The organism is Streptomyces sp. NPDC001406, from assembly GCF_042895285.1.
Classification (GTDB): domain Bacteria; phylum Actinomycetota; class Actinomycetes; order Streptomycetales; family Streptomycetaceae; genus Streptomyces.
This window is the reverse complement of sequence record NZ_JBIAWG010000041.1, coordinates 1-23,446: the sequence shown is the minus strand read 5'-3', so window position 1 is coordinate 23,446 and position 23,446 is coordinate 1. Positions and strand designations below refer to the sequence as shown.

At 68.8% G+C, this 23,446-nt stretch carries 19 protein-coding genes and 3 pseudogenes; 8 read left to right on the top strand and 14 right to left on the bottom strand.

The genetic code is table 11. From position 1 onward, the window contains the following. Positions 1–573 precede the first annotated feature (573 nt). The 4 genes and pseudogenes from ACFY1J_RS45505 to ACFY1J_RS45490 all read right to left on the bottom strand — a co-directional run bounded on the left by ACFY1J_RS45505 (position 574) and on the right by ACFY1J_RS45490 (position 7,110). Positions 574–5,052: a hypothetical protein gene (locus ACFY1J_RS45505; protein ID WP_390733265.1), complete on the bottom strand. Its 4,479-nt coding sequence runs from the start codon at positions 5,050–5,052 to the stop codon at positions 574–576. Next, positions 5,049–5,465 (bottom strand): hypothetical protein, encoded by a 417-nt coding sequence (locus ACFY1J_RS45500; RefSeq protein WP_390713351.1) that lies wholly within the window; start codon positions 5,463–5,465, stop codon positions 5,049–5,051. Before ACFY1J_RS45500 ends, ACFY1J_RS45505 begins: the two co-directional genes overlap by 4 nt. Positions 5,466–6,076: 611 nt before the next feature. Beyond that, positions 6,077–6,466 (bottom strand): annotated as a pseudogene (locus ACFY1J_RS45495) (transposase); the annotation flags it as partial. A gap of 59 nt (positions 6,467–6,525) precedes the next feature. Beyond that, on the bottom strand, positions 6,526–7,110 hold the full coding sequence (locus tag ACFY1J_RS45490) for a DinB family protein (RefSeq protein WP_390733264.1): 585 nt from the start codon (positions 7,108–7,110) through the stop codon (positions 6,526–6,528). Between the two features lie 5 nt (positions 7,111–7,115). On the opposite strand from ACFY1J_RS45490, the gene ACFY1J_RS45485 reads away from it, so the two are divergent. Further along, positions 7,116–7,244, top strand: a complete 129-nt coding sequence (locus ACFY1J_RS45485) for a hypothetical protein (protein WP_388056073.1) — start codon at positions 7,116–7,118, stop codon at positions 7,242–7,244. Between the two features lie 319 nt (positions 7,245–7,563). Here the strand turns inward: ACFY1J_RS45485 and ACFY1J_RS45480 are convergent, their stop codons facing one another. Then, the gene (locus ACFY1J_RS45480; protein ID WP_390733263.1) at positions 7,564–8,592 is read right to left on the bottom strand and encodes an NACHT domain-containing protein; all 1,029 of its coding nucleotides are present in this window, start codon (positions 8,590–8,592) and stop codon (positions 7,564–7,566) included. 379 nt (positions 8,593–8,971) lie between these two features. After that, positions 8,972–9,544, bottom strand: a complete 573-nt coding sequence (locus tag ACFY1J_RS45475) for a hypothetical protein (RefSeq protein WP_390733262.1) — start codon at positions 9,542–9,544, stop codon at positions 8,972–8,974. Positions 9,545–9,707: 163 nt separating this feature from the next. Here ACFY1J_RS45475 and ACFY1J_RS45470 point away from each other — a divergent pair, with 163 nt between their 5' ends. Then, positions 9,708–9,845, top strand: coding sequence for a hypothetical protein (locus ACFY1J_RS45470; protein WP_390713126.1), 138 nt, complete (start codon positions 9,708–9,710; stop codon positions 9,843–9,845). 63 nt (positions 9,846–9,908) lie between these two features. Here the strand turns inward: ACFY1J_RS45470 and ACFY1J_RS45465 are convergent, their stop codons facing one another. Genes ACFY1J_RS45465 through ACFY1J_RS45445 form a run of 5 tightly spaced genes read right to left on the bottom strand, consistent with a single transcriptional unit; the run spans position 9,909 to position 15,363 of the window. Next, complete coding sequence (locus tag ACFY1J_RS45465) at positions 9,909–10,436, bottom strand: hypothetical protein (RefSeq protein WP_390733261.1); 528 nt, start codon at positions 10,434–10,436, stop codon at positions 9,909–9,911. Positions 10,437–10,469: 33 nt separating this feature from the next. Next, complete coding sequence (locus tag ACFY1J_RS45460) at positions 10,470–12,143, bottom strand: glycoside hydrolase family 13 protein (protein ID WP_390733260.1); 1,674 nt, start codon at positions 12,141–12,143, stop codon at positions 10,470–10,472. 51 nt (positions 12,144–12,194) lie between these two features. Then, positions 12,195–13,028 (bottom strand): carbohydrate ABC transporter permease, encoded by an 834-nt coding sequence (locus tag ACFY1J_RS45455; RefSeq protein ID WP_390713123.1) that lies wholly within the window; start codon positions 13,026–13,028, stop codon positions 12,195–12,197. Further along, the gene (locus ACFY1J_RS45450) at positions 13,025–14,092 is read right to left on the bottom strand and encodes a carbohydrate ABC transporter permease (protein WP_390733259.1); all 1,068 of its coding nucleotides are present in this window, start codon (positions 14,090–14,092) and stop codon (positions 13,025–13,027) included. Before ACFY1J_RS45450 ends, ACFY1J_RS45455 begins: the two co-directional genes overlap by 4 nt. A gap of 11 nt (positions 14,093–14,103) precedes the next feature. After that, on the bottom strand, positions 14,104–15,363 hold the full coding sequence (locus ACFY1J_RS45445; protein WP_390713121.1) for an ABC transporter substrate-binding protein: 1,260 nt from the start codon (positions 15,361–15,363) through the stop codon (positions 14,104–14,106). A 355-nt stretch (positions 15,364–15,718) separates the two neighbouring features. On the opposite strand from ACFY1J_RS45445, the gene ACFY1J_RS45440 reads away from it, so the two are divergent. The 5 genes from ACFY1J_RS45440 to ACFY1J_RS45420 all read left to right on the top strand — a co-directional run bounded on the left by ACFY1J_RS45440 (position 15,719) and on the right by ACFY1J_RS45420 (position 21,295). Next, positions 15,719–16,786: a LacI family DNA-binding transcriptional regulator gene (locus ACFY1J_RS45440; protein WP_390713120.1), complete on the top strand. Its 1,068-nt coding sequence runs from the start codon at positions 15,719–15,721 to the stop codon at positions 16,784–16,786. Positions 16,787–16,925: 139 nt separating this feature from the next. Beyond that, positions 16,926–17,480, top strand: coding sequence for a hypothetical protein (locus ACFY1J_RS45435; RefSeq protein WP_390733258.1), 555 nt, complete (start codon positions 16,926–16,928; stop codon positions 17,478–17,480). Between the two features lie 169 nt (positions 17,481–17,649). Continuing rightward, a complete protein-coding gene (locus ACFY1J_RS45430) occupies positions 17,650–18,996 on the top strand; it encodes a flavin-containing monooxygenase (RefSeq protein WP_390733257.1) in 1,347 nt (448 codons plus the stop codon). Then, complete coding sequence (locus ACFY1J_RS45425; protein WP_390713118.1) at positions 18,993–19,868, top strand: SDR family NAD(P)-dependent oxidoreductase; 876 nt, start codon at positions 18,993–18,995, stop codon at positions 19,866–19,868. Before ACFY1J_RS45430 ends, ACFY1J_RS45425 begins: the two co-directional genes overlap by 4 nt. Continuing rightward, a complete protein-coding gene (locus ACFY1J_RS45420; protein ID WP_390713117.1) occupies positions 19,865–21,295 on the top strand; it encodes an aldehyde dehydrogenase family protein in 1,431 nt (476 codons plus the stop codon). The genes ACFY1J_RS45425 and ACFY1J_RS45420 overlap by 4 nt, the downstream gene beginning before the upstream one ends. Before the next feature lie 34 nt (positions 21,296–21,329). Here ACFY1J_RS45420 and ACFY1J_RS45415 read toward each other — a convergent pair. Continuing rightward, positions 21,330–21,584 (bottom strand): annotated as a pseudogene (locus ACFY1J_RS45415) (helix-turn-helix domain-containing protein); the annotation flags it as partial. On the opposite strand from ACFY1J_RS45415, the pseudogene ACFY1J_RS45410 reads away from it, so the two are divergent. Next, a pseudogene (locus ACFY1J_RS45410) lies at positions 21,583–21,882 on the top strand (LysR substrate-binding domain-containing protein); the annotation flags it as partial. The pseudogenes ACFY1J_RS45415 and ACFY1J_RS45410 overlap by 2 nt on opposite strands. A 62-nt stretch (positions 21,883–21,944) precedes the next feature. Here the strand turns inward: ACFY1J_RS45410 and ACFY1J_RS45405 are convergent. Both ACFY1J_RS45405 and ACFY1J_RS45400 read right to left on the bottom strand, forming a co-directional pair. After that, on the bottom strand, positions 21,945–22,358 hold the full coding sequence (locus tag ACFY1J_RS45405) for a DUF4345 domain-containing protein (RefSeq protein WP_390713116.1): 414 nt from the start codon (positions 22,356–22,358) through the stop codon (positions 21,945–21,947). 43 nt (positions 22,359–22,401) lie between these two features. Next, the gene (locus ACFY1J_RS45400) at positions 22,402–23,073 is read right to left on the bottom strand and encodes an SDR family NAD(P)-dependent oxidoreductase (RefSeq protein WP_390713115.1); all 672 of its coding nucleotides are present in this window, start codon (positions 23,071–23,073) and stop codon (positions 22,402–22,404) included. Positions 23,074–23,446 lie beyond the last annotated feature (373 nt).

Sequence of the window (23,446 nt, the reverse complement as noted above, 5' to 3'; positions counted from 1 at the left end):
CTGAACTTCCTACGCTTCTGTGCCACGTGCTCTCTCCGCCGTTCTGGACTTCGATCCTATGGGGACCGCTGTCCGAGAACTTCGGGGCGCCTCAGGGTTGTAGCCGGCCTCACGGGCTCGCTGCTTGTCGTAGTAGCAGCGGTCGCCGGGCGAAGCTCGAAGAGCAGAGAACGCCTGGGTCTGCAACGCGTCGGCGAGCCGGTTGATGCGGACGCAGCGGGCCTGGACGGTGTGGCTCTTGCCGGAGGCCGGGTGATCGGGCTGGTGCCGGCATAGTTCTTGCGGGCCTTGGCGCTGGCGTAACGGGCGGGTCGTCTCCGAACTCGGCGAGCACCCGGGCACCGGTGATCTCCGCGATGCCGGGCATCGAGAGGTAGTTGTCAGTGTCCGGGTGCGCGAGAAAATGCGCCTTCACCTGCGCTTCCATTTCGACTATCTGCTCGTTCAACGCGATCAGCAGCCGTGCATGGGCCGGTGTGGGGATCACGTCTCATCGGAGCCGATTGCCGCGTTCAGTGCGCGCGGGGCGGCATCGTATTGGTGACGGTCGAACTGGAAATGCACTGAACTACGTCACTGGCATGGCGGTTGGTAGGGACGGTCCGGCAGGTACTTCTTCCAGTCCTGCTCGGAGATGGGGTCGCCGACCGCGTTGCAGAGGTCGGCGATGACGTGCTGCGGATCGGCATCCCACAGGTCGATGCCCGCGGAGGCGCGGACAACGGCGAGGGTCTTGCCGTCGGGAGTGAATGCCAGGGAGTAGAAGCCCGATGCGGCCGGCATGTAGAACTGCCGGGTGGGTGAATCCGGATCGCTCACGTCCCAGACCTCGGGGCGGCGGTCGTAGTCCCCGCTGGGCGCGATCAGCGCGAGGCGGGTCCCGTCGGGGCTGAAGGCCAACGGGCCGTCGAGCTTGCCGGTGGACACCTTGACGGGGGGACCGACGAGGCGGTCACGGCGGACGTCCCACAGCCGGAGCGTTCCGGTGTCGTCGTAGAGCGCGAAGAGCTTCCCGTCCGGCCGGAACGCGAAATGAGCGTAGTCGGTGCCGGTGGGCAGGCGCACCGTCCACGACGCGGACGGGTGCGCGGGATCGGTGACGTCCCAACTGCGCACCAGTGGGCCCGCGGTCGGACGGACCGCCTTCGTGTCGCCTTCGGCGGCCTCGTTCATGACCAGCGATCTGCCGTCCGGGGAGAAGCCGAGTCCGTACCCGGTCGTCTCGATCGTGGAGAGGTGCCGAGGATGCCGGGGGTCGGCGATGTCGTAGAGCCGGACGACCTGGGGCTTGGGGTTGCTGGCCACGAGGCCGTTGTAGTCGGAGACGGCAAGGAGGGGCTTGGTCGGGCTGAAGGCCAGTGCCCCCACACCGTTGTTCACCTCGATCATGCCCAGCTTCTGCTTCGGGCTGGCGGTGCTGCGCAGAAAGAGATTGGCGTACGTCTCCTTGCCCTGCTTGTAGACCTCGGCGTCGGCGAGGAGCTTGCCGTCCGGGCTGAGGGCGATGTCCTGTCCCGTGAACATGTCGGGGGCGACCGTCGTGGCCAACGGGTTGGATCGCAGATGCCGGAGACTGAGATCCCGCAGCCAGTTCGCGCCCACGCCCTGGTAGGCGAGGAGCAGCTTTTTCCCGGACATCGCGAGGGACAGCTGGCCTCCGGTGCCGGGCGCCGGCGGTATGAAGCCCACCGCCCCCGGCTGGGCACCGTTGGAGAGGTCCCAGACCTGGACACCGCGGTCGGTGGCCTTGAGCAGCTGTTCGGCGTTGCCGGGGACGAACAGGGCCACCCCGCCGTCCGAGCCGAAGTCGGTGTTCTCCGCACCTGGCAGGACCGCGTCGGTTCCGTAGGTGTAGATCCAGATCTTCCAGCTGCCGCCGCAGCTCGCGACGATCCGTTTGCTCTTCGAGGCGAACGCCATCGATGTCACACTGTCGGAGCATCTGCTGGAGCCGCTCGACACACCTTTGTCCGCCGCCACGACCTGCCGGGGAGCCCGCGGGTCGTCGAGCGTCCACAGAGCCAGGTCGTCACTGGACGCGAGGGTGTCCTTCTTCTTCGGTTCCTCGGCCGGTGCCGCCAGCAGTCCGCCCGCACTGTCGAAGGCGATCCGGTGCAGGGGTCGTATGGGTCCGAAGGAGTGGGACGTGTACGGCGCCGCGCGCAGCGTGGCAACGGGTGTGGTGCCGGTCGCCTTCCACAGCCGTACCCGTCCGTCGACGCTCGCGCTCGCGAGCAGCCCGCGCTTGGGGGAGACGGCCAGGGAGTCGACCTGCTTGCTGTGGCCCCGGAGCGCGGACAGGGCGTGCGGTGCCGTCGGATCGCCGGTGTCCCAGCGGAGGATCTCGCCCGCTGACGTACCGGCGAAGAGGGTGTTCCCGTCCGTGCCGAAGACCAGCGCGGTGACCGTGTCCGACGTCGTGGGCGCGGCCAGCTTCCGTGGGCGGTCGGGGTGGGAGATGTCCCACAGCCGTACGGTGGCCGAGGTGGAGCCTTCGTTGTCGTAGGTGGCCGCGGCGAGCACGGTACCGTCGGCGGCCACCGCGATCGGGCCGGACAGGATGCCGCCGATCCTTCCGTCACCGTTCCGGGTGCGCAGCACGATCGAGTCGCCGGTGGAGATGGCGAGCACCCGGCCGTTCGCGCTGTAGGACAGGTCGTAGGCCGGATCGTCGCCGTTGATCACGCCGGGGGTGCGCTGGCTGTTGAGGAGGGCACTGCGGCCGGCCTTGCGGTCGATCCGGTACGAGAGCAGGCTGAGTTGCTTCGCCAGGCCGGGGTGGAGCTCGCGCTGGCCCTCGGCCTCGGCGGCCAGATACCGGGCGAGGTCGCGCTGTTGGGCCTGGTCGGCCCGCCGCCAGTAGATCCCGGCGCCGACCAGACCGGTCGTCGCCAGCAGGGCCAGGACGACGAAGAAGGTGAACGCGGCACGGCGTCGGCGGCCGTCGCGCGTGTGCTGGCGCCAGGAGCTCTCCATGAATTCGGCGGACACCGAGCCGAGTGGTGGGGCGCCCGGGGCGACGGTGCGCTCCCGCATCGCGGCGAGCCGGTTCCCTCGGTACAGCAGGGAGGGGTCCCGTTCGGAGCGCTCCCAGGACGCCGCGTCGGAGGCGAGCTGCTGGCGGGCGCGCAGCACGTCACGGTCCTCGTCGATCCACTGCTCCAGCTGGGGCCAGGCGCGCAGCAGCGCCTCATGGCTGATGCGGACGGTGTCGAGGTCGAGCGTGAGCAGCCGGGCGTCGGCGAACCGTTCGATCGCGTCCCGGGCGACCGTCTCGTCGGGCACCCCGTGCAGGAGTACGGGCCATTCGACGGGCTGCGCGGTGTCGGCGGCGTCCTCGCTCACCCGGGCCAGCCGGGGCAGCATGAGACGCACGGCCTCCTGGCCGGCCGCGTTGAGCCGGCCGTAGACGTTCTCCGCGGTGGTCGCGACGGCCTTCGTGATACCGCCGGTGGCGAGGTAGCCGGAGACGGTGAGCCGCAGGCCCTCGCGCTCCTTCCACGTCTCCTGCAGCACGTGGGACAGGAGGGGCAGCGCCTCTGCGGGGGACCGTCCGCCGGTCGCCCTGCCCAGCTCCTTCAGGATAAGGGGGGCGAGCTCGTCCTCGAATTCCAACTGCGCGGTGGCCGCCGGTTCCTCGATCGAGGCGCGGAGTTCGCCGGCGTCCATCGGATCGACCAGCAGCTGACTCTCGCTCAGGACGGTTCGCAGTTCGGGGTGTGCGACCGCCTGAGCGTAGAAGTCCGCCCGCAGCGCGAAGACCACCAGGGCCCGCGGCTCGTGGCCTTCTCCGGGCCGGGCCAGTGCGGTCACCGCCCTCAGGAACGCCGTCTGTTCCTCCGGGTCCGTACAGAGGGTGAACAACTCCTCCAGCTGATCGACGACCATGACCAGCCGTTGCCCCGGGTGGTCCAGCAGCGGGTCCACAAGTTCGGCCGCGTGGCCGTTCGTCAGCAGCGACTCTGCGGCGTCGGACGACTCGGGCGCGAGGGCGTCGGCCAGATTCCGGAGCGGGTTCTTGCCGGGGGTCAGACGCCGGCTGCGCCAGCCGGTCGACCCGGGCAGGCCGGGTAGTCCATGGGTGCGCAGTCCGGCCAGCAGACCGGCATTGAGCAGGGAGGTCTTTCCGGAGCCGGACGCCCCGACGAGAATCAGGGGGCCGGGTCCGCCGTAGGCCGCCGCCGTCGCCTTCACAAGGCGCTCGGTCATCGTTGTCCGCCCGGCGAAGAAATCGGCCCGGTCCACCGTGAAGGGGCCGAGCCCCGGGTAGGGGCAGACGCTGTCAGCGGGCGGCTGCCGTTCCGGTGTGGAGGCGCGGGACCGAAAAGCCGGGTTCGGCGCGATGACGAGGCTGCCGGAGAGATCTCCGCTCACCCGCCGGGGTACGGGTTGCTGTCTGTCCCGCAGCTTCCGATCCAAGGCGTAGTAGGCCGCGTCCAGGGTCAGCGACTGCTGCCCCTCGGCGTCGCCACGCTCCAACAGCTCCAGGAACGCTCCGGTGAACGTGGTGTGTTCGGCGTCCTCCGGAGCGCGGGCCAGTAGCTCCGCCGACCCGAGGAGATACATCCCGTTCCCGGGTGCCGCGTTGAAAGCGGTGACCAATGAGGTGCCGCCGAGCGACGCGCGCCCAGAGAAACAGCAGTCGAGCACGACGACTTTGGACGCCGCCCGGCTCGCCAGCACCGCCTCCCGCAAGGCGGCAAAGGAGTACGCCTGGTGCTCGGCCATGCCGGGAGTGAGCTCCGCGGTGTTGCCGGCGGCCAGATACAGATCCCCGCCCGCGGTAAGCAGACCGTGCCCGATGAAGTAGACGAGCAGAACGGTGTCGGCCCGCTTCGTCACCCTGGCCACGGCGAGGGCCATGCTCTGGGCGTCAGCCGGGTCGAGCACCGCCGTCACATGCTCCGGGCGCACCCCGCAACGCTCGATCAGAGCCGTCCGCAGATCTCTGAAGCTGTCGGCGACCGAGGGTACCGAGGGCAGTCCGCCGTCCTGGTGCGTCGCGGTGGCGATCAGCAGAACCTGTACGCCCGCGCCATCCAGATCGGTCATCGGTCCTCGCGGCGCTCGGGCGGGACGATCTCCAAGGTCGCGTCTCCTTGCTGGTCCTGCGCGCCGAGCAGGACCGCGACGTCGGCCACTTGCTGCCGTAGGGCTGCCGCGTCGAGATCGGCCACGTTCCTGGCGGAGAGTTCCACCGAACGGCGGTCCGGGAGCGTCACCTTGATGTGTATCTCACTGCGCCGGGTACGCAGCCAGGCGATGACGGTCGTGGCCAGCGCGGTCGCCGCGGCGCCGGGGCCGAGGGCCACCGTCAGCGCCTCGAGCAAAGGTCCGAGCGTGCCCTTCTCGGGTGGGCTCTCCTTGTAGCCGACTCGGCCTCTCAACTCGTCAACATCTGTCAACCAGGCGTGTAGTGAACGAAGTTGGTCAGCCGCCTTCGGGCCGTCGGTGTTCAGCGTCACTTCTCACAAGCCCCCGTCGCCGCCGTGTGTAACCCGCTGCCTTCACGGCTGCAATGAGATTAGCGGCTGCTGCTGGGCCTGACTAGGGCCCCTGTTCTCCACGGGACAAAGGTGACTCAACCCCGCGGCGGTGCGGTCGTTCGAGGATCCGGTGAGGCAGGGCATGGACAGGGGAGCCGCGTCCGGCGGCCTCGTCGGTGTCCGCAGCAGACCGAAGCGTCACCGAGGTCGCCTGCACGCGCGGCTGCACCACCGTGGCCCCTGGCAGCCGCTCCCCGCGCGAGGTGCGTAGCGCGGGTCGGCCGCCCCGGTGAACGGGGCGGCTGCACTTGGAGGGAGCGAGGAGCCGTCGGTGGCGTCGCCGTAGCCACTCGAACGGCATTAGCACGAGCAGACTCGTCGACATCCAACCTAGTCGGCCCAGGTCAGCGGGCCGCACACGACTAACTTCGCTGTCGAAGGACACCAGAAAGAGGCTCTCACCGGGCGACGTTGGTTTGAGCCCGGCTCGGCGATGCGGGCGGAGCCCCTGCAGGAGGCGGACACTTGGACCGCCGAGCCTTGTAACGGCTGCGGTCGGTACCGCGACTCGGTGCCGTGGGCCATTATGCGAAGACCCCGATCTGGCAGTTGTCGATCTTCCCGGAGGTGCCGGTGTACTGCCGGGACACCCCGGCCGATGTGGTGCCCTTCTTGATGAACCCGGTGTCATCGATGATCAGTACTCCGCCCGGGCCGAGCCGCTGGCCGACGTACTCCCGCAGGTCATCTCGAACGGCGTCGGCGTCCCAGCGGGCACCGTTCAGCAGATGTTGCAGCCCCGCGGGGTCACGATGTCCTGCGTACTGGGCTAGTTGCCGGCCGTTCTTCCGGCCCACCGGTGCCAGCAGCCCGCGGACACAGTCCCGCATCCGCCACCGCAGGTCCGCCCGCCCGAACCGGCCCGCCACCTGTGCGAAGACGGACTCCAACTCCGCAGCCCAGCCCTCAACTTCAGCAATCCCCTCCACGACCGGACAACGAGAACAACGAGGTCAGGACACGATTTCTGACTGGAGTACTAAGCCTTGATTGGTGCGGCCGACCTGGCGGCCTGCTCGATCTTCGCGCAGTAGGCTGCACGGGCTTCCTCGTCGATCTGCTTCTCGTGTTCGGCGCGCAACCCGGTCCGGCCGTCGAGGCCCTCGCGCAGGATATCGGCGTGCCCGGCATGCCGGATGGACTCGCCGAGGACATGGACCATGATGGCGAACAGGTTCGTGGCGGCATAAGGCTCCGGCCACCACGGCACGTGGCCGGGGGCGTCGAGGGGAAGCTCGTTGATCGTCGCGTCCGAGTGTTCCCACGTGTGCCGGTAGAACCCGATGATCTGATCGCGGGTCTCGTCCTCGGTCGCCCACAGATCGCTGCCGTTGGAGTCCTGCCACCGGGGCAGCGGTTCCGGGGAAGGGCGGTCGAAGACCTCGCCGAAGTACCTGGCCTCGACGGTGGCCACGTGTTTGACCAGGCCGAGGAGGTTGGTCCCGGTCGCTGTCAAAGGCCGGCGGGCGTCGTATTCGGACAAGCCGTCGAGTTTCCAGAGCAGCGCCTTGCGGTCCCGCCGCAGTCTCCCGTGCAGGTTGTCTTTCGCGAATTCATCGATCATGCGGCATGAGCCTGCCATGGGCTGCTCGTGGTCTCAAGATCCCGTACGTGGTCCGCAACGACTGGCAGAGCCGAGGCCTGGCCATCGCCGCCGCCCTGACCTGCTACAAGAAGCTCGCGAAACTTGCCACGTGAGACAACCTCTGAGTCTCTAGTCCGGCCAGCGCCACAACCTTGTGCCCAAGCCAGGTACCTACCACAGGGCCGAGGAATAGGCCGCTCAGGAGGCCGAGCACTGGGTCGACTCGCGCTGACAGCACGAGGACAAGGCCGAACGCGACCGCCCGCATCAGACCACGGGCAAACCCTGTCCCGGACCAGTGGAAGGCGACTGCCGGTAGCCGCCTGGGCTTGCCGCCAGTGCGCCAGCCCAGGAATCCGGCCGCAAGGCCGACTCCTGCGCCAACGCCCAGGCCGATGCTCAGGATGCTGATTCCGGCGGTGAACCCGGTGGCTATGCGGTGAACCCGGTGGCTATTGCGAGGAGGAGCTGGTACGCGCGCCGGTGCACAGCTTGATGCAGTTGCCACCAGGCCAGATCGGGGGTTCCGAGGAGAGTGTGCTGCAGGTGCCGGGCCAGATAGACCAGGACGTGTTCGGCAAACTGCGGGCTCCAACGGCACGTGGTACCAGGGCGGCATCGGTAGGCCGCAGGGATGAAGGCGTCGAACAGGTGCCGTTCGATGGCCGCCTTGGTGGGCAGCCGGTCCACATCGCAGAGCTCGGCCGGGTTGGGCAGGCTGACCGAGTGCTCGCCGGGACGCGGGCTGTAGACGGTGCGTGCGAGGAACAACATCAACGGAGTGCGCATCGCCTGTCCGACGGGTGCGTCGGCGCTGAGCTGGGCAAGCACGGGCTCCCAGCGGGCGGCTGACATGCTGTTCTCCCCACCGGCGTCACGACGCAGGTAGGTGGCCATCTCAGTGGCTGTCAGAGGCTGCAACTCGATGCCTGCCGCCCCAGCCAGTCTCACCGGAACCCCTGCCACGGGGAACTGGGCCTGCCTATATTCATCGACACGACTGGACAGAACCAGCGCTTGGCGGGGTGGCAGGGCCTGGTTGATCGCGTCGAGTGCCACAGCCCGGGAGGTCGGGGGGAGTTCGTCGAGGCCATCCAGGATCGGCAGGATCAAGCGGTGCTCCAGCAGTGCCCGGGCACGGTTCATGCTGCTCAAGGAAGCCGGGGCCGGGCCTCGTAGGCTGGCGTAATCCTGGATCAGTCGCTCGACTAACCATTCGTTCAGTTCCTGTGCGGCTGGATTCCATGACGCGAGAGTGAACAGCACAGGGACCGCACCGCCTGGGGAACGCTGCTCGACCATAGCCAGCAGGAGACGAACCATCAGCATGGTCTTCCCCGACCCTGGGGATCCAAGGATGACCAGGCGACGGGTAGGAACCCTGCGCATGAGCACATCGACAACCTCCAGGTCGGTCCCCGCGAGTTCGCCCGGTCCGCTGCCCAGGTCTGCGGGTCGCACGGCGGGCCCCCTGGCCAACCAGCCGCAGTCGCCCTCAACCGTGACCAGTTCTCGATCAAGTCCGGATCCGCTGGTGCCCACGACACTGGCAGCGGATATGGATCGTTGAGGCGACGTACCCGTGCCTCGTCCTCCCACTGGCTGCGTACCGCCACCGCCAACTGATCGGCAATTTCCTCCAGCCCTTGGTTCGCTGAGGCATCGGCACGGTCGGCGCGGAAGCCAGCCCATGCCAAGTACAGCCCCGCCACCGAGGGCAGCAGAGTGACCCCTGTTTCCGCCACCCCCAACCGGCGTTTGTAGGCCAGCCACAACGCGCCGCCCATCCCGACCAGTGCCAGCAGCAGATAGATCAGCCCGATGCGCCGCGTTTTCGCGCTCATGAGGCGTGGGCTGAACTGGACTGTGATAGCAGACCCGAACCGTCTGGCCCTGTCCGGAGCCTGGGCCCGGTGGCCCGAAGTCCGAGCAACGGCGGCAGCATCTGCCGGTAGTACGAGCTATACGAGGAGCGGAGCGTGGTGCGGACCTTGGCCTTGAAGACCTTGTCGTTCGCCTTCGCCTCGGCCACCAGGTCGCGCAGCGTCTTCTGTCCCACCACCGGGCAGAGGGCTGTGCGTACGGTCTTGTCGGGCTGGCCGATCGCCGCGTCGGCGAGCCTGAAGAGGATGCCCTCCTTGCCGCGGACCTTGTTCAGCTCCGCCGTGAGCTGCCTCTCGACCCGCCGCTCGGCGCGAGCGTTGATCTTGTGCACCAGGGCGATCAGCAGGTCGCCCAGGGCGTCGGTAATCTCCGCCGGCCAGGAGGAACACAGCGCCGCGAGCAGCGTGATCCGTACGTCCTCGGCGGTGTCACGGAAGTCCGAGGGATACATCTTGATCGCCCGCGCCCGCCGCGCGGCCACCAGCGTCCAGCTCGCCAACAGTTCTTCCGGCGACCACTCCTGTCGCACACCCGCCCCTTGCCGTCGGCCCTCCGGGCATTCACCCGGACAGCCCAACGAGGCGCCCCGGCACCGGGAAACGGCAGAGAAGCGGACCCCGAAACCTACTGACGGGTTACTTGTTCCCTGGTGTCCGGACTAGGACTCGCGGGATGTCGCACACTCGGAGCCCGTGATCCTGATGCACGACGGCGGGGGTGACCGGCGCCAGAGCGTGCAGGCTTTGCCCGCGGTGATCGAAGGGCTGCTGGAGCGGGACTACCACTTCGTCTCGGCCGATGCGCTGGCGGGCCGTACCGAGGCGCGCTGACCACGCGCGCGGGCGCCCCCTCCCGACGGGGGAGGAGGCGCCCGCGCCGCGGGTACCGCGGTTTCAGGACGTGGTGCAGTACGCCTGGATGAACAGCTCCTGGGGCCTGTCGGTGTGGTTCTTGGCGTGGACCCCCCAGCCGGTGGGCTCGGGCAGACCGCGGTTGGTGTTGATGGCGACGCCGGGCGTCGGCGGCACCCCGGCGGCGGAGCCGGGCGCGTGCGCGCCGCCGCCGGTGATGCGCTGGCCCGGCAGACACACCGCGGTCACGTGGTTCTGCTCACCGGGCGCGAGCACGATGCTGGTCTGCCGGATCGTCACCGGGACGGTCGTACAGACGACGAAGGCGCTCGCGCTGTGCGCGGGGCCGTCGTTGTTGGCCAGGTCGACCCGCCAGCGGCCGTCCGTGTCGACATCCATCCGGCTGGCGGAGAGGAAGGGCTCGTTGGTGACGAAGCCGCCGCCGGAGGGCCGCCACCCGGCGGGGCAGTCGGCGAAGGCCGTCGCGCTCCCGGCGCCGGGCACGGAGACCCGGGCGCCCGTGATACGGGTGTGCGTCACGGCGGTGCAGACCGCACTCTGGTCACCCAAGGTTCCGACGGGCCCTGTTGGACAGGTGAACGGCTACACGGCGAGCCAGACTGCCTCGTCGGGCGCGAGCAGGCCGCCCTCCACGGTGCCGCTGGCGAGCAGGACCGTGGTGTGGTCGGGGAGCCGGTAGGGCGTGGATGCCAGGTTGACCGCGGCGATGAAGCCCGGTTCGCGTCGGAAGATGAGGACTCCGGTGGGGGCGTCCAGCCACGTCAAGCTGCTGTCGCCGAGAGCGGGGTGAGCGCGGCGCAGGCGCAGGGCTGTGCGGTAAAGCTCCAGCATGGACGTCTCGTCCCCGGACTGTGCCGCAGCGCTCCGCTTCCCCCAGCTCGCCGGCTGCGGCAGCCAGGGAGCGGCCGCAGCGTCCTCGGGGCTGAAACCGAACGGGGCGCTGTGGCCGGTCCAGGGGAGCGGTACCCGGCAGCCGTCGCGTCCGCGGTCGGAGTGTCCGGACCGTTCCCAGATCGGGTCCTGCAGCACCGCCTCGGGCAGGTCCTCGACCTCGGGCAGGCCGAGTTCCTCGCCCTGATAGATGTAGGCGCCGCCGGGCAGGGCGAGCATCAGCAGGGCGGCGGCGCGGGCGCGCCGGGTGCCCAGTTCCAGGTCCAGGGGGCCTTCGGGCCGGTAGGGCTCGTTGGCGACCCACTGCTTGACCGCCTCGCGGCCGTAGCGGCTGGGGTGGCGCACGACGTCGTGGTTGGAGAGCACCCAGGTGGCCGGTGCGCCCACCGCGCCGAGCATGGCAAGGGAGTCGTCGATGACGGCGCGCAGGTCCTTCGCGTTCCAACTCGCCATCAGGAAGTCGAAGTTGAAGGCGGTGTGCAGGCCGTCATGGCGGACGTAGGCGGCGAGCCGCTCGGGGGTGTCGGCCCAGGCCTCGGCGACGAAGGACCGGTCGCCGGGAAACTCGTCGGCCACCTTGCGCCAGGCGCGGTAAATGTCGTGCACCTCGTCGCGGTCCCAGTGGGGATGGTCGACGTGCTGCCGGGGCTGCTCCCGCGCGGGGTCGCGGGAGACGAGCGGACCCAGCCGGGCCGGCTCCGGGCGGGGCGGCAGGTCGGGCAGTTCGGGGTCCTTGACGAGTCCGTGGGCCACGTCGATACGGAACCCGTCGACGCCCCGGCTGAACCAGAACCGCAGTACCGACTCGAACTCGGCCCGCACCTCGGGGTGTTCCCAGTTGAGGTCCGGTTGCTCGGGGGCGAACAGGTGCAGATACCAGTCCCCGTCGGGCAGTCGGGTCCAGGCCGGGCCGCCGAAGCACGAAACCCAGTCGTTGGGTGGTTCGGCACCGTCGGGCCCGCGGCCGGGCCGGAATATGTAGCGCTCCCGCTCGGGGCTGCCCGGTCCAGCTGCCAGAGCAGTCTGGAACCATGCGTGCCGGTCGGAGGTGTGGTTGGGCACGATGTCGGGGATGACGCGGATTCCGTGCCGGTGCGCCTCCTCGATGAGTTGCTCGGCCTCGGCCAGGGTGCCGAACAGCGGGTCGATCTCGCGGTAGTCGGCGACGTCGTAACCGTGGTCCGCCATCGGTGACTTGTACCACGGGTTGATCCAGATGGCGTCGATGCCAAGGGACTTGAGATAGGGCAGGCGGGAGCGGATGCCGGCGATGTCACCGACGCCGTCACCGTTTCCGTCGGCGAAACTGCGGATGTAGACCTGGTAGATGACGGCGCTGCGCCACCACGGTGCGGTACCGGACATACGGCTGCGTTACTCCTTGGAGGTTGAGGGCAGGACGGTGCCGCCCGGTGTCTACTTCGCTGCGCCGGCGGTGAGTCCGGCGACGATGCGGCGCTGGAAGAGCAGCACCATGACCACCAGAGGGATGGTGACCAGGACTCCTGCTGCCATCTGGCTGCCGAACGGGGTCTCGAACTGGGTGGCGCCGGAGAACTTGGAGATGGAGACGGGTGCCGTCTGCATGACGGGCTTGTTCGTCATCGACAGGGCGATGAGGAACTCGTTCCAGGCGGCGATGAAGGTGATGATCGCCGTGGTGAAGATGCCCGGTGCGGCCAGCGGAATGATGATCTTGCGGAAGGCCTGGCCCCTGGTGCAGCCGTCGATCATTGCGGCGTGCTCCAGCTCGTCCGGCATCTGCCGGAAGAACGTGGTCAGGTTCCACACCGCCAGCGGGAGCGCGAACGACATGCTCGGCACGATCATGGCCTGATAGGTGTTGATCCAGCCGATGTCCGTGAACAGCTTCAGCAGCGGGACCACGATCGACACCACCGGGAACATCGAGGTGGCGATGATCAGCGTGAGGATCAGCCGCTTGAAACGGAACTCCAGCCGAGCCATCGCATAGGCGGTGAACGTGGCCAGCAGCAGCGCCAGTACGGTGGTGATGCCGGCGACGATCAGGCTGTTGAGCAGCGCGCGCGTGAACCCCTGGGACGGGTCGAACACCGCCCGGTAGTTCTCGAGCGACAGCCGGGAGGGAAGCAGCGAGGTGTCGAAGATGTCCGAGGTGCGCCTCAGGCTGGAGACCAGCATCCAGTAGAACGGGGCCAGGCAGTAGGCCACCACCGCGGCAACACCCACGTACAGCAGCCGACTTCGCCATTTCGCCGTGATGGTCATGCCGTCACCTCCGCACGGCGCGGCGCCGCGATACGCAGGCGCCTGTTCCTGCCTTCGCTGCCGCGTGCTGCGCCGCCACCTACGAGGTCGGCGCCGAGCAGCCGGACGAAGGCGAGCGCGATGAGGAAGACGTAGAGGAAGAGGAGCACCGCGTAGGCGGAGGCCGGTCCGAAGCGGACGTTGGAGGCCTCGTTCTGCGCGAGCATGGACAGGGTCTCCACCGAGTTCTTCTGTGCACCGATGAGGATGTACGGCAGGTCGAACATCCGCAGCGCGTCCAGGCACCGGAACAGCACCGCCACCAGCAGCGCGGGCTTCACCAGGGGCAGGGTGATGTGCCAGAACTGACGCAGGGCGCTTGCCCCGTCGATCCGGGCCGCCTCATAGACCTCCTTGGGAATCACCTGGAGGCCGGCCAGGACCAGCAGTCCGATGAAGGGGGCGGTCTTCCACACCTCGGCGATGATCACCGCGACCTTGGCGTGGAAGCCTTCGGTGGTCCACAGGATCTGGTGGCCGATGACGGCATTGGCGATGCCGTTGCTGTTGAAGATCCAGCGCCACAGCAGGGCCGAGATGGCCGTGGGGACCGCCCAGGGAACGAGGATGCCGGCCCGTACCAGGGCCCGGCCCCGGAACGCCTTGTGCATGATCAATGCCATGGCCACACCGATCACCGTCTCCAGCCCCACCGTGACGACGCTGAAGAAGGTGGTGTTCCAGAAGGCGTTCCAGAACCGGTCCCCGGCTGCGCCGAAGACCTCGGTGTAGTTCTTCAGCCCGACGAACGGCTCGCTGGTGCGGATGAAGCCGGTCTTCGGGTCCAGCCCCTTGGTCCCGTACAGCGACTCCTTCAGCGCCATCACCGTCGGATAGAGCACGACGATCGACAGCACCAGGAGCGTCGGGGACACCAGCAGTGCCGCCATCCGCCCTGAGCCCGCGGTCGCCCTGGTCCGCGTGCGCCGACGGCTCGTCGGCCTGCGGGACTGTCCTGAATAGCTGTCAGCCGCGCTGCCGGGCTCGTCCGCGAGAGTGTCGGGCGGGGTCGTCGTATCGGCCATGGCCCCGCTCCTCACTGCGCCGTGGACTTCTGCAGCTCGCTCTGCAGGTCCTTCAGTGCCTGCGCGCTGCTCTTGCTGCCGGTCAGGGCCGCGTAGGTCTCCTGCTGGATCGCCGATGTCACATCGCCGTACTGCACCACCCTCGGACGCGGCACGGCCCGCAGGATGGACTCCTTCAGCACGGGCAGGTACGGGTACTGCTTGACCAGCGACGGGTCGTCGTACAGGTCCGCGTACGGCGGGGCGAGGGAGGCGTCCTTGAGGAACGTGCTCGCGCTGTCCTCACTGCTGAAGAACTTCATGAAGTCCAGGGCCGTGGCCTTGTTCTTGGCGAAGGACGACAGGGCCAGGTTGTGCCCGCCCAGACTGGAGGAGCCGGGTCCGTTCAGACCGGGCAGGGGTGCGACCGCGAACTTGCCCGCCACCTTGGCCTTTTGAGCCAGGGAGTACACGTACGGCCAGTTGCGCAGGAATATCAGCTTCCCTGACTGGAACGCCTGACGGCCGTCCTCCTCCTGGTAGGTGATGGCCTCCTGGGGGATCGTGCCGTCCTTGACGGAGCCGGCGAGGAAGTCCAGGCCCTTCTTCGCCTCGGGGGTGTCGACGTCGGGCCTGCCGTTCGCGTCGGTGACGACACCGCCCGCGGAGTTGACGGCCTCGGCGAAGTTCACCGTCAGGCCCTCGTACTTCTGGAACTGGCCGGCGTAGCAGGACATGCCCTTGGCCTCGGGCAGCTTCTTCACCTTGGCGCAGTCGGCCGTCATCTCCGACCACGTGGTCGGCGGCTTGCCGACTCCGGCCTTCTGCAGCAGGTCGGTGCGGTAGTACAGGACTCCGCCGTCCGAACTCGCCGGTGCCGCGTACAGGTTGCCGCGGTACTTCGCCGTCTCCACCACCGGCTTCAGCATGTTCCGCAGCGGGAACTGCTTCTCGGGCAGGCGGTCGATCCACTGATGGGCGGCGAACTCCGACGTCCACACGACGTCGAGGGAGAGCACCGTGTAGGCGTCGGACTTCGTCTCCGCGTTCTGGATCATCTGCTGGCGCTGCGAGTCCGCGTCCGTGGGCAGCTGGATGAAGGTGACCTTCTCCTTCGGGTGCAGCTCGTTCCAGCGGGCGATGACCTTCGGGACGACGCCGGAGGTGTCCTTGCCGGCCACGTACGTGATGGGGCCACGGCCCTGGAAAGACGTGCTCCCTGCCTGCTCCCCGGAGCCACTGTCCCCGGACGAGCCGCAGGCACTGAGGAACAGTCCGGCGGTGGCGAGCATTGCCGAACACTGAAGGGCTCTGGTGGTCCTGATCTTCACTGTCTTTCTCCTGGTCGTGCGAAACCGAAGCAGCGGCTGACAGTGCTGTCACGACGTTGCGGGAAGGAAAAGCACTGGTCAATGAGCCAGCGGATGACCACCCGGAAACGGGATCGATCCCGTCGAGACAACGCTTGCACGCTAGGAGTGCACCTACGGGAAGTCAATGCGTAACTTGCCGGTAGCACTGGCGGATTTAGATGAGCCGCACACCTTATTGAGGGAGTAAATCGTGGCAATCTGCACATATCGAATCTTGTGACAGCGCTGTCACGAGACAGCGAACAGACAAGCGGATCTGTGCTAACTTCCGCTCATGTCATCCGCTCAACGGCTTCCCACGATGGCCGACGTCGCCGAACGGGCAGGGGTCTCCCCATCCACCGTCTCGCGCACCCTGCGCGGCCTGCCCACCGTCTCGCCGGAGGTCCGTGCCCGGGTCGAAGAGGCCGCTCGTGAGCTGAACTTCGCGGTCTCGCGACAGGCCGCGAGTCTGGTCACGGGCAGGACCGGGGTCGTGGCGGCGCTCGTACCCACGCTCAACTCGTGGTTCATGGGGTCGGCGCTTTCCAGCCTGGGCCCGCTGCTGCGCGCGGCCGGCATGGAGCTGTCCGTCTATGTGATACCCAACATGACCGAGCGCACCGCGTTCTTCGAGCGCCTCCCGGCCCGGCGGAACGCCGACGCGCTGGTGGTGTTCGGGTTCGATCTCACCGAAGAGGAGACCTTGCGGCTGGACGATCTCGGCATGCCGGTCATCTATGTCAGCCAGCATGCCGAAGGCCGCCCGAGCGTGTACGTCGACGATGTGGCCGGAGCCTGCAAGGCCACCCGGCACCTGATCAACCTCGGGCACCGCAGGATCGCCTTCGCACCGACCGTGGGCGCCAGCGGCTTCTGCTTCAGCTCGCGTGAGCGGCTGCTCGGCTACCAGCAGGCGCTCACCGAGGCGGGTATCCCGCTGGACGACGACCTGGTGGTCACCATGTCCTTCGAGGACAAGCGGGACATCACGGAAGGGGTCGGAAAGCTGCTGAGCCTGAGGGAGCCGCCCACTGCGATCTTCGCCGAGATGGACGAACTGGCCATCGCCATCATCCACTTCCTGCGCCAGACACGGATCCAGGTGCCCGAGCGGATCTCCGTCATAGGTTTCGACGACCACCAGATAGCCCAGTGGACAGACCTGTCCACGGTCGCCCAGTCACCATCGGACATGGGCCGCCTGGCCGGCGAACTGGCTCTGAAGCTCATCCATGAATCCGAGGCGGACCACAAGCAACACATCGTCCTCCCCACGCACTTGATCCCCCGGGCCACCACAGCCCCGCCCCCCATCTCTCGGAACGAGCGCGGGGGCGCTTCCGACGGTCGGCACGTCTGAGAGCCAGTCACAGCCCAAGGAGGACGCAGGGATCAGCACCGCGCGGTTCCCTGGCCACTGGTACGCCGGCTTGGACGGTCCCGCCACAGCGGACACCGGGCCCGCCGGCAGGGGAGAGACGACCGCGACCAAGCCGTTTGTGGTTCTGCTCCTCGGGATCGCATTCCTGTGGACCGTCACCCGGGGCGCGTGGTCGTACGCCTCGGTCCTCGGCCGTCAGCACACCGGGATGTCCCACTCAGCCGTGTCGGCCGTCCTCGCCATCTCCAGCGTCGTGGCGCTCGCCGGCGCGGCGGTGGGCCCGGTGGCGGCGCGGAGCTTCGGTCGCATGCGGTCCATGGCCGTCTTCGTCACGGCACAGGCCCTCGCGATGGCGGTCCTGGTCCTCACCCACGACCCCGTGCTCTTCATCGTCGCAGCCGTCCTCTGGCACGCCTGCCAATTGGCCGTCCTGGTGCAGATGCTCGCCGCCGCGCTCATCGACCCGACCGGACGCCTGGTCGCCTCCCTCAGCGGCGCGGGCGCCCTGGGAACGGGCATCGGACCCTTGGCTGTCGGAGCCGTCCTCGACGCCGCCGGGGCCGACGTGCTCGGCACCGTCGTCGCCTCGCTGCCCCTCCTCCGGATGACGGTGGCCGGCACGGCGGCATCGCCCGAGATGGGGCTCGCACCCTCCTCCACCGAGACCGGGTGAGCACTTCAGCCGGGTGGTCCGACACGGCCGAGGGCGTGGCCGGGCAGCAGCGGCCCCCCGCTGGCCGCTGCGGTCCCCTCTGTGGCCGCAGGGGTCAGTTCCCGCTGGTCGCCCGGTGCATAGGTTCGCGGCAACAACATCTGAGACATCCGAGAAAGGAGGCGGACTGGTGAGTGAGAACCAGTACGACACCTGTGTGATCGGTGCCGGACCCGCGGGCCTGGCGGTCGCGAGGGCGCTGGCCGAGCGCGGCCTGCCGTACACGCACATCGAGCGCCACACCAGACCGGGCGGGCTGTGGGACATCGACAACCCGGGCAGCCCGATGTACGAGTCGGCCCACTTCATCTCCAGCAAGACCCTTTCCGGCTTCGGCGGCTATCCGATGCCGGACCACTTCGCCGACTACCCGCCGCACCGGCAGATCCTGTCCTACCTGACATCGTTCGCCGAGGCGTACGGGCTCAAGGACAGGATCGAGTTCGGCACCGAGGTCCGCAGCGTGGCCAAGAACCCGGACGGAACCTGGACGGTCACCCGGGCCGACGGCCGGGCCGGCACACACCGGCAGGTCGTGGTGTGTACGGGGGCGCAGTGGCACCCCAACGTCCCCGACCTGCCCGGCGACTTCACCGGCGAGGTCCGCCACACGGTCACCTACCGCAGCAGCGCTGAACTGCGGGGCAAGCGGGTGCTGGTGGTGGGCGCGGGGAACTCCGGGCTGGACATCGCCTGCGACGCGGCGCGGTCCGCCGACCACGCGGCGATCAGCATGCGCCGTGGTTACTGGTTCATACCGAAGCATCTGTTCGGCCGGCCCGTGGACACCATCGCCGCGGGCGGACCCCACCTGCCGATGTGGGTGCAGCAGAAGCTGTTCGGCGGCCTGCTGCGACTCCTCAACGGCGACCCGCGCAGGCTCGGTCTGCAAAAGCCCGACCACAAGCTGTTCGAGACCCACCCTGCCCTCAACTCGCTGCTGATCCACCACCTCCAGCACGGGGACATCACGGCCAGGCCCGGCATCGCGCGCACCGAGGGCAGCACGGTGCACTTCACCGACGGCACCAGCGACGACTTCGATCTGATCCTGCTGGCCACGGGATACGTCCACAAAGTCCCCGTCGCGCAGCGGTACTTCGGCGACGAGCAGCACCCCGACCTCTACCTGTCCTCGTTCTCCCGCGAGCACCAGGGTCTGTTCGGCGTCGGCTTCGTGGAGACCAACTCCGGTGCCTACCAACTCTTCGTCGGCCAGGCCCAGTTGATCGCCTCCTTCATCCGCGACGCGCGGGCCGGGCTGCCGACCGCCGAGCGGTTCGCCCGCATGATCCGCGGCGACCGGCCGGATCTGTCCGGCGGACTGAAGTTCGTCGACTCACCGCGCCACACCGGCTACGTCCACAGCGACGCCTTCGTGAAGTACCTCGGCAAGGTCGCAGAAGGGATGGGTTGGCGCACCGCGGGCCTGCCGCACCGGGCGACGTCCCTGCGACAGGATGCTGTGGCGTCATGACGTACGACTTCCGTGACAAGGTCATCCTGGTGACCGGCGGCGCCGGAGGCATCGGCAGCGCCCTGTGCCACCGTTTCGCCGCGGGCGGTGCCCGTCTCGTCGTGGTCGACATCGACGAGGTGCGGGCCAGGCGGACCGCTGCCGAGCTGCCGGGGGGCGGGCACGCCGGGCTGGGCTGCGACCTGCTGGACCGCGCCGGGGTGGAGCAGATGCTCGACGGCGTCGCGGCCACCCACGGCCGGATCGACGTCCTGGTGAACAACGTGGGCATGACCAGCTCCGAACGGTTCGACGCGCGGAGCGTCGAGAGCATCGAGCGGGAGATCGACCTCAACCTCGTCTCCCCGCTGGTCACCACCCGGCTCGCCATTCCGCTGCTGCGGGCCTCCGGCGACCCTCGGGTGATCACGACCGTGTCCCTCGGCGGGATCTTCCCGCTGGGCGAGACCCCCGTCTACACCGCCTCGAAGTTCGGGCTGCGGGGCGCGATGCTCGCCATCGGGCTGGATCTGCGGGGCAAGGGCATCCAGGCGGGTTCGGTGCTGCCATCGGCGACCGACACGCGGATGCTCCGTCAGGAAGCCGTCGAGGGCGGGAACTCCATGCAGTTCCAGGACGCGCCGCAACAGCCGTCCGATGTCGTCAGAGCGGCTGTGAGCCTGCTGGACAAACCCCGCCTGGAGGCCTACGTCAGGCCCGGTGAGTCCCGGCTGGTGCGGTGCGCACTGCTGGCCCCGAATCTGCTGCCCCGGCTCTTCCCGCTGTTCCGCAAGCGGGGCGAGCGAGGCATGGCCCGCTATCTGGAGGACCTGCGTCGCAGGGGACTGGCCCATCAGGTCGGCGGCCGGTGGGAACTGGTGGAGGAAGCATGAGCGGGACGCACCTTACCGGCTACGAGGAGACGCTCGACGTCGTCAACCCCGCGACGGGCGAGCTGATCACGACCGTAACTGCGGCGAGCGAGCAGGACGTCGCGCTGGCCGCCGAGCGGGCGCACAAGGTCTTCGAGAGCGGCGTCTGGGTCGGCTGGTCCCCACGGGAGCGGGCCGCTGTGCTGCTGTGCCTTGCCGGTCTCATGGAGCGCGACGCCGAGTTGCTGGCCCGGCTGGACTGCGAGGACGCGGGCAAGCCGATCACGGAGTGCCGTACCGGCGACGTGCCCGCGGCGATCGAGTCGACGCGCTGGTTCGCGGAGGCGGCCGACAAGGTCTTCGGCCGCGTCGCCCCCACCGGTCACGAGAGCCTGGGCCTGGTGAGCCGGGAACCGGTCGGGGTGGCCGCCGCGATCCTGCCCTGGAACTACCCGCTGGCGATGGCCGCCTGGAAGGTCGGGCCCGCGCTCGCCGCGGGCAACTCCCTGCTGCTCAAGCCCGCCGAGGCCACCCCGCGCTCCACCCTGCACCTGGCCGCACTGGCGGCCGAGGCGGGCCTGCCGGACGGTGTGCTCACCGTGCTGCCCGGCCACGGCACCGTCACCGGTACGGCGCTCGCCCGCAACCCCCTCGTGCGCGCACTGTCGTTCACCGGGTCCACGGCCACCGGACGCCGCATCCTGGCGGGTGCGGCGGAGACCAACTTCAAGCGGGTCTCCTTGGAGATGGGCGGCAAGAGCCCCCAGGTTCTGATGCCGGACGCGCTCGAATACGGCGACGAACTGATCGACAACATGATCGAGGCCGCGTTCCTGACCATGGGGCAGAACTGCACCGCCGGCTCCCGCGTCCTGGTCCACCACAGCATCGCCGAGGAGGTGCTGGACCGGTTCACCCGGGCCGCGAAGAGCCTCACCATCGGCGACCCCGCCGACGCACGCACCCAGGTGGGGCCGCTCATCAGCCGTGCCGCCTTCGACCGGGTCGGGGCGGCGGTGGATGCGGCCCGCTCCGCCGGAGCCCACATCCGCGCCGGCGGGCTGCCGCACGGTCTGCCGCCGCGCGGCGCCTACTACCCGCCCACCGTGATCAGCCGGGCCCCGGCGGGCAGCGACGTGCTCACCAAGGAACTGTTCGGCCCTGTCGTCACCGTCCAGGCCTTCGGCTCGGAGGATGAGGCGCTGAGGTTGGCGAACGCCACCGAATACGGGCTCGCCGCCTCGGTGTGGACCCGCGACCTCGACGCCGTGCTCCGGCTCGCGCGGGGCATCGAAGCCGGGGTGGTCTCCGTCAACGCGTACAGCGAAGGCGACATCACCACCCCCTTCGGCGGGTGGAAGCAGTCGGGGTTCGGCGGCGCGGAGAAGTCCACCGACGCCTTCGCGCAGTGGACCAGGGAGAAGACCATCTGGATCCGCACGCGTTGACCCGGTGACCCGCTGATGCGCGTGGGCACTCCCGTCACTGTTCCGCGCCCTCCTCGCGCAGCCGGGCCGGAGTCACCCCGTGCCAGCGGTGCACCGCCCGCCGCAGCGCTCGCACGTCGGAAAAACCCGCCTGCCGGGCGATGTCCCGCAGGGTCAGCCCGGGTCGGCGCAGCAGCTGCTCGACCCGCTCGCGACGCACTCCGTCGACGACCGCCTCGTACGTCGTGCCGCACTCGGCCAGGCGACGGCGCAGCGTGCGCTCACTGGAAGCGTGTCGTCGGGCCTGCTCCCGCCGCTACTGGCGCCACGTCTTCGGCCGCCGCCTGCACGCCGAGGCCGCAATCACCGTCCCCGACCTGCGCAGCGTCCTCACCGCCGTCACCGCCGGCGCCGGCTGGAGCGTCCTGCCCAGCTACCTGTGCCAAAGCGAACTCACCTCCGGCGCTCTCCGGTTGCTGCTCCAGCCGGAGGACCCGCCGATCAACACCGCCTACCTCGTCCAACGCCCGGGCAGCTCCACCAACCCGCACGTGACACTCGTCCGGGAGCACCTTCTGGCCGCGGCCAAAGTCTGGGAGCCGACCTAGCAACGCCGGGTCCAACTCGACGCACCGGGCCCCCTGCCGGGCTGCCGCCCGGGATCGCTACCTCAGGCGGCAGCCGCCACTCGTCTGGACCTGAGTGCGGTGGAGTGCGCCCAGACGATGACGATCGGGAGGATGAACTCCAGGAGGGCGGAGGCGAGGAAGACGCCCGCCGGGCTGGGCATGCCGTCCCGGGCGAAGGAGACCAGCCGCCCGACGCCCCCGAGGAAGATCGGGACGGCCAGGAAGTAGACGAGCACTCCCTGCCATCGGATCGTTGCCGCCACCCAGGCGAACAGGGGAGCCCAGCCAACGTAGACACCCGCCAGGAAGCGGTACGCGTTGTCCGCGTCCGCCGTGCCCGCTGGGCCTCCCTGCGCCAGTTGCTGCAGGCCGTCTCCGAGCGCGATGGCAGCGGCCAGCAGCAGGCAAACACGGACGACGGTGTTGGCTGCTGTCACAGGGGTGCTGGCCGCCATCATGGCTCCTTGCCTGTCTCGGAGTTGGGCCCGGTGTTGATGTTCAGGCCTGCTCGGTGGGGCGTACAAGCAGTTCGGCGACGGCCACGTGCCGGGGGCGGGTGGCGATGTAGCCGATGGCGTCGGCGATGTCCTGGCTCTGCAGCCGCTCGATGTCGGTGAGGCCGGCGTTGAGCAGTTGCTGGACGGCGTCCGAGTTGTGGGAGCGCAGTTCGGTGTCGACGCTGCCCGGCTCGACGACGGACACGCGGACGTGCTGCTTGGCCAGTTCCTGGCGCAGCGCCTCGCTGAAGCCGGTGACGCCGAACTTGGTGGCGGTGTACACGGCCATCATGGCGTAGGCGTTGCGGCCGTTCAGCGAGCTGATGTTGATGATGTCGGCGACCTGGCGCGGCCCGTCGGCGGCGGCCTTGACCAGGTGGGGGACGGCCGCGTGGGTGGTGTGCAGCAGGCCCATGAGGTTGATGTCGACCATGCGCTGCCAGTCGTTCAGGTCGGCGCCGGGGGTGGGTCCGAGCAGCATGAGGCCGGCGTTGTTGACCAGGGTGTCCAGGCGGCCCAGGCCCTCGACGGTCCGCTCCACGGCTTCCGCGGCGGCCTGGGAGGTGGTGATGTCGGCGGGCACAAGTTCTACAGCGGGTGTGTGGCGGTGGCCCGGCTTGTTGTGTGCCTGAGTTTGCCCGATTCCGCCCGCCTGGCTGAGGTGCGCCCGCATCGGACCTGAGGCAGAGCGGGAGGGCAGGTGAGATTGGGCAGCCTCCGTGCCCGAAAAGCGTGGCAAGCAGGCCCGTTCGATGCCCGCCTGCTCCGCGCGCGTCGTCAGTGGGGGCCCGGCGGGTCCGCGACGAAGAGCCCGCCTCGTTTTGATCGAGACGGGATTCGGCTCATTGCCTGCATCGACTCAGGAGGGAAGCTCTCGTTGGGTCAGGGTTTGCCTGGACGTTTTCCATTGCCAGAAGCATGAACTTGACCCAACGGCTCGACCATGGACTAAGTGCGTTGTGGCAAACCGGATCTTGTTCGGGCGGCAGCGGGTGATCGTCTGGACGGAGGTGCGGGCGCGGTCGCGGGCATGAGAGAACGGGCCC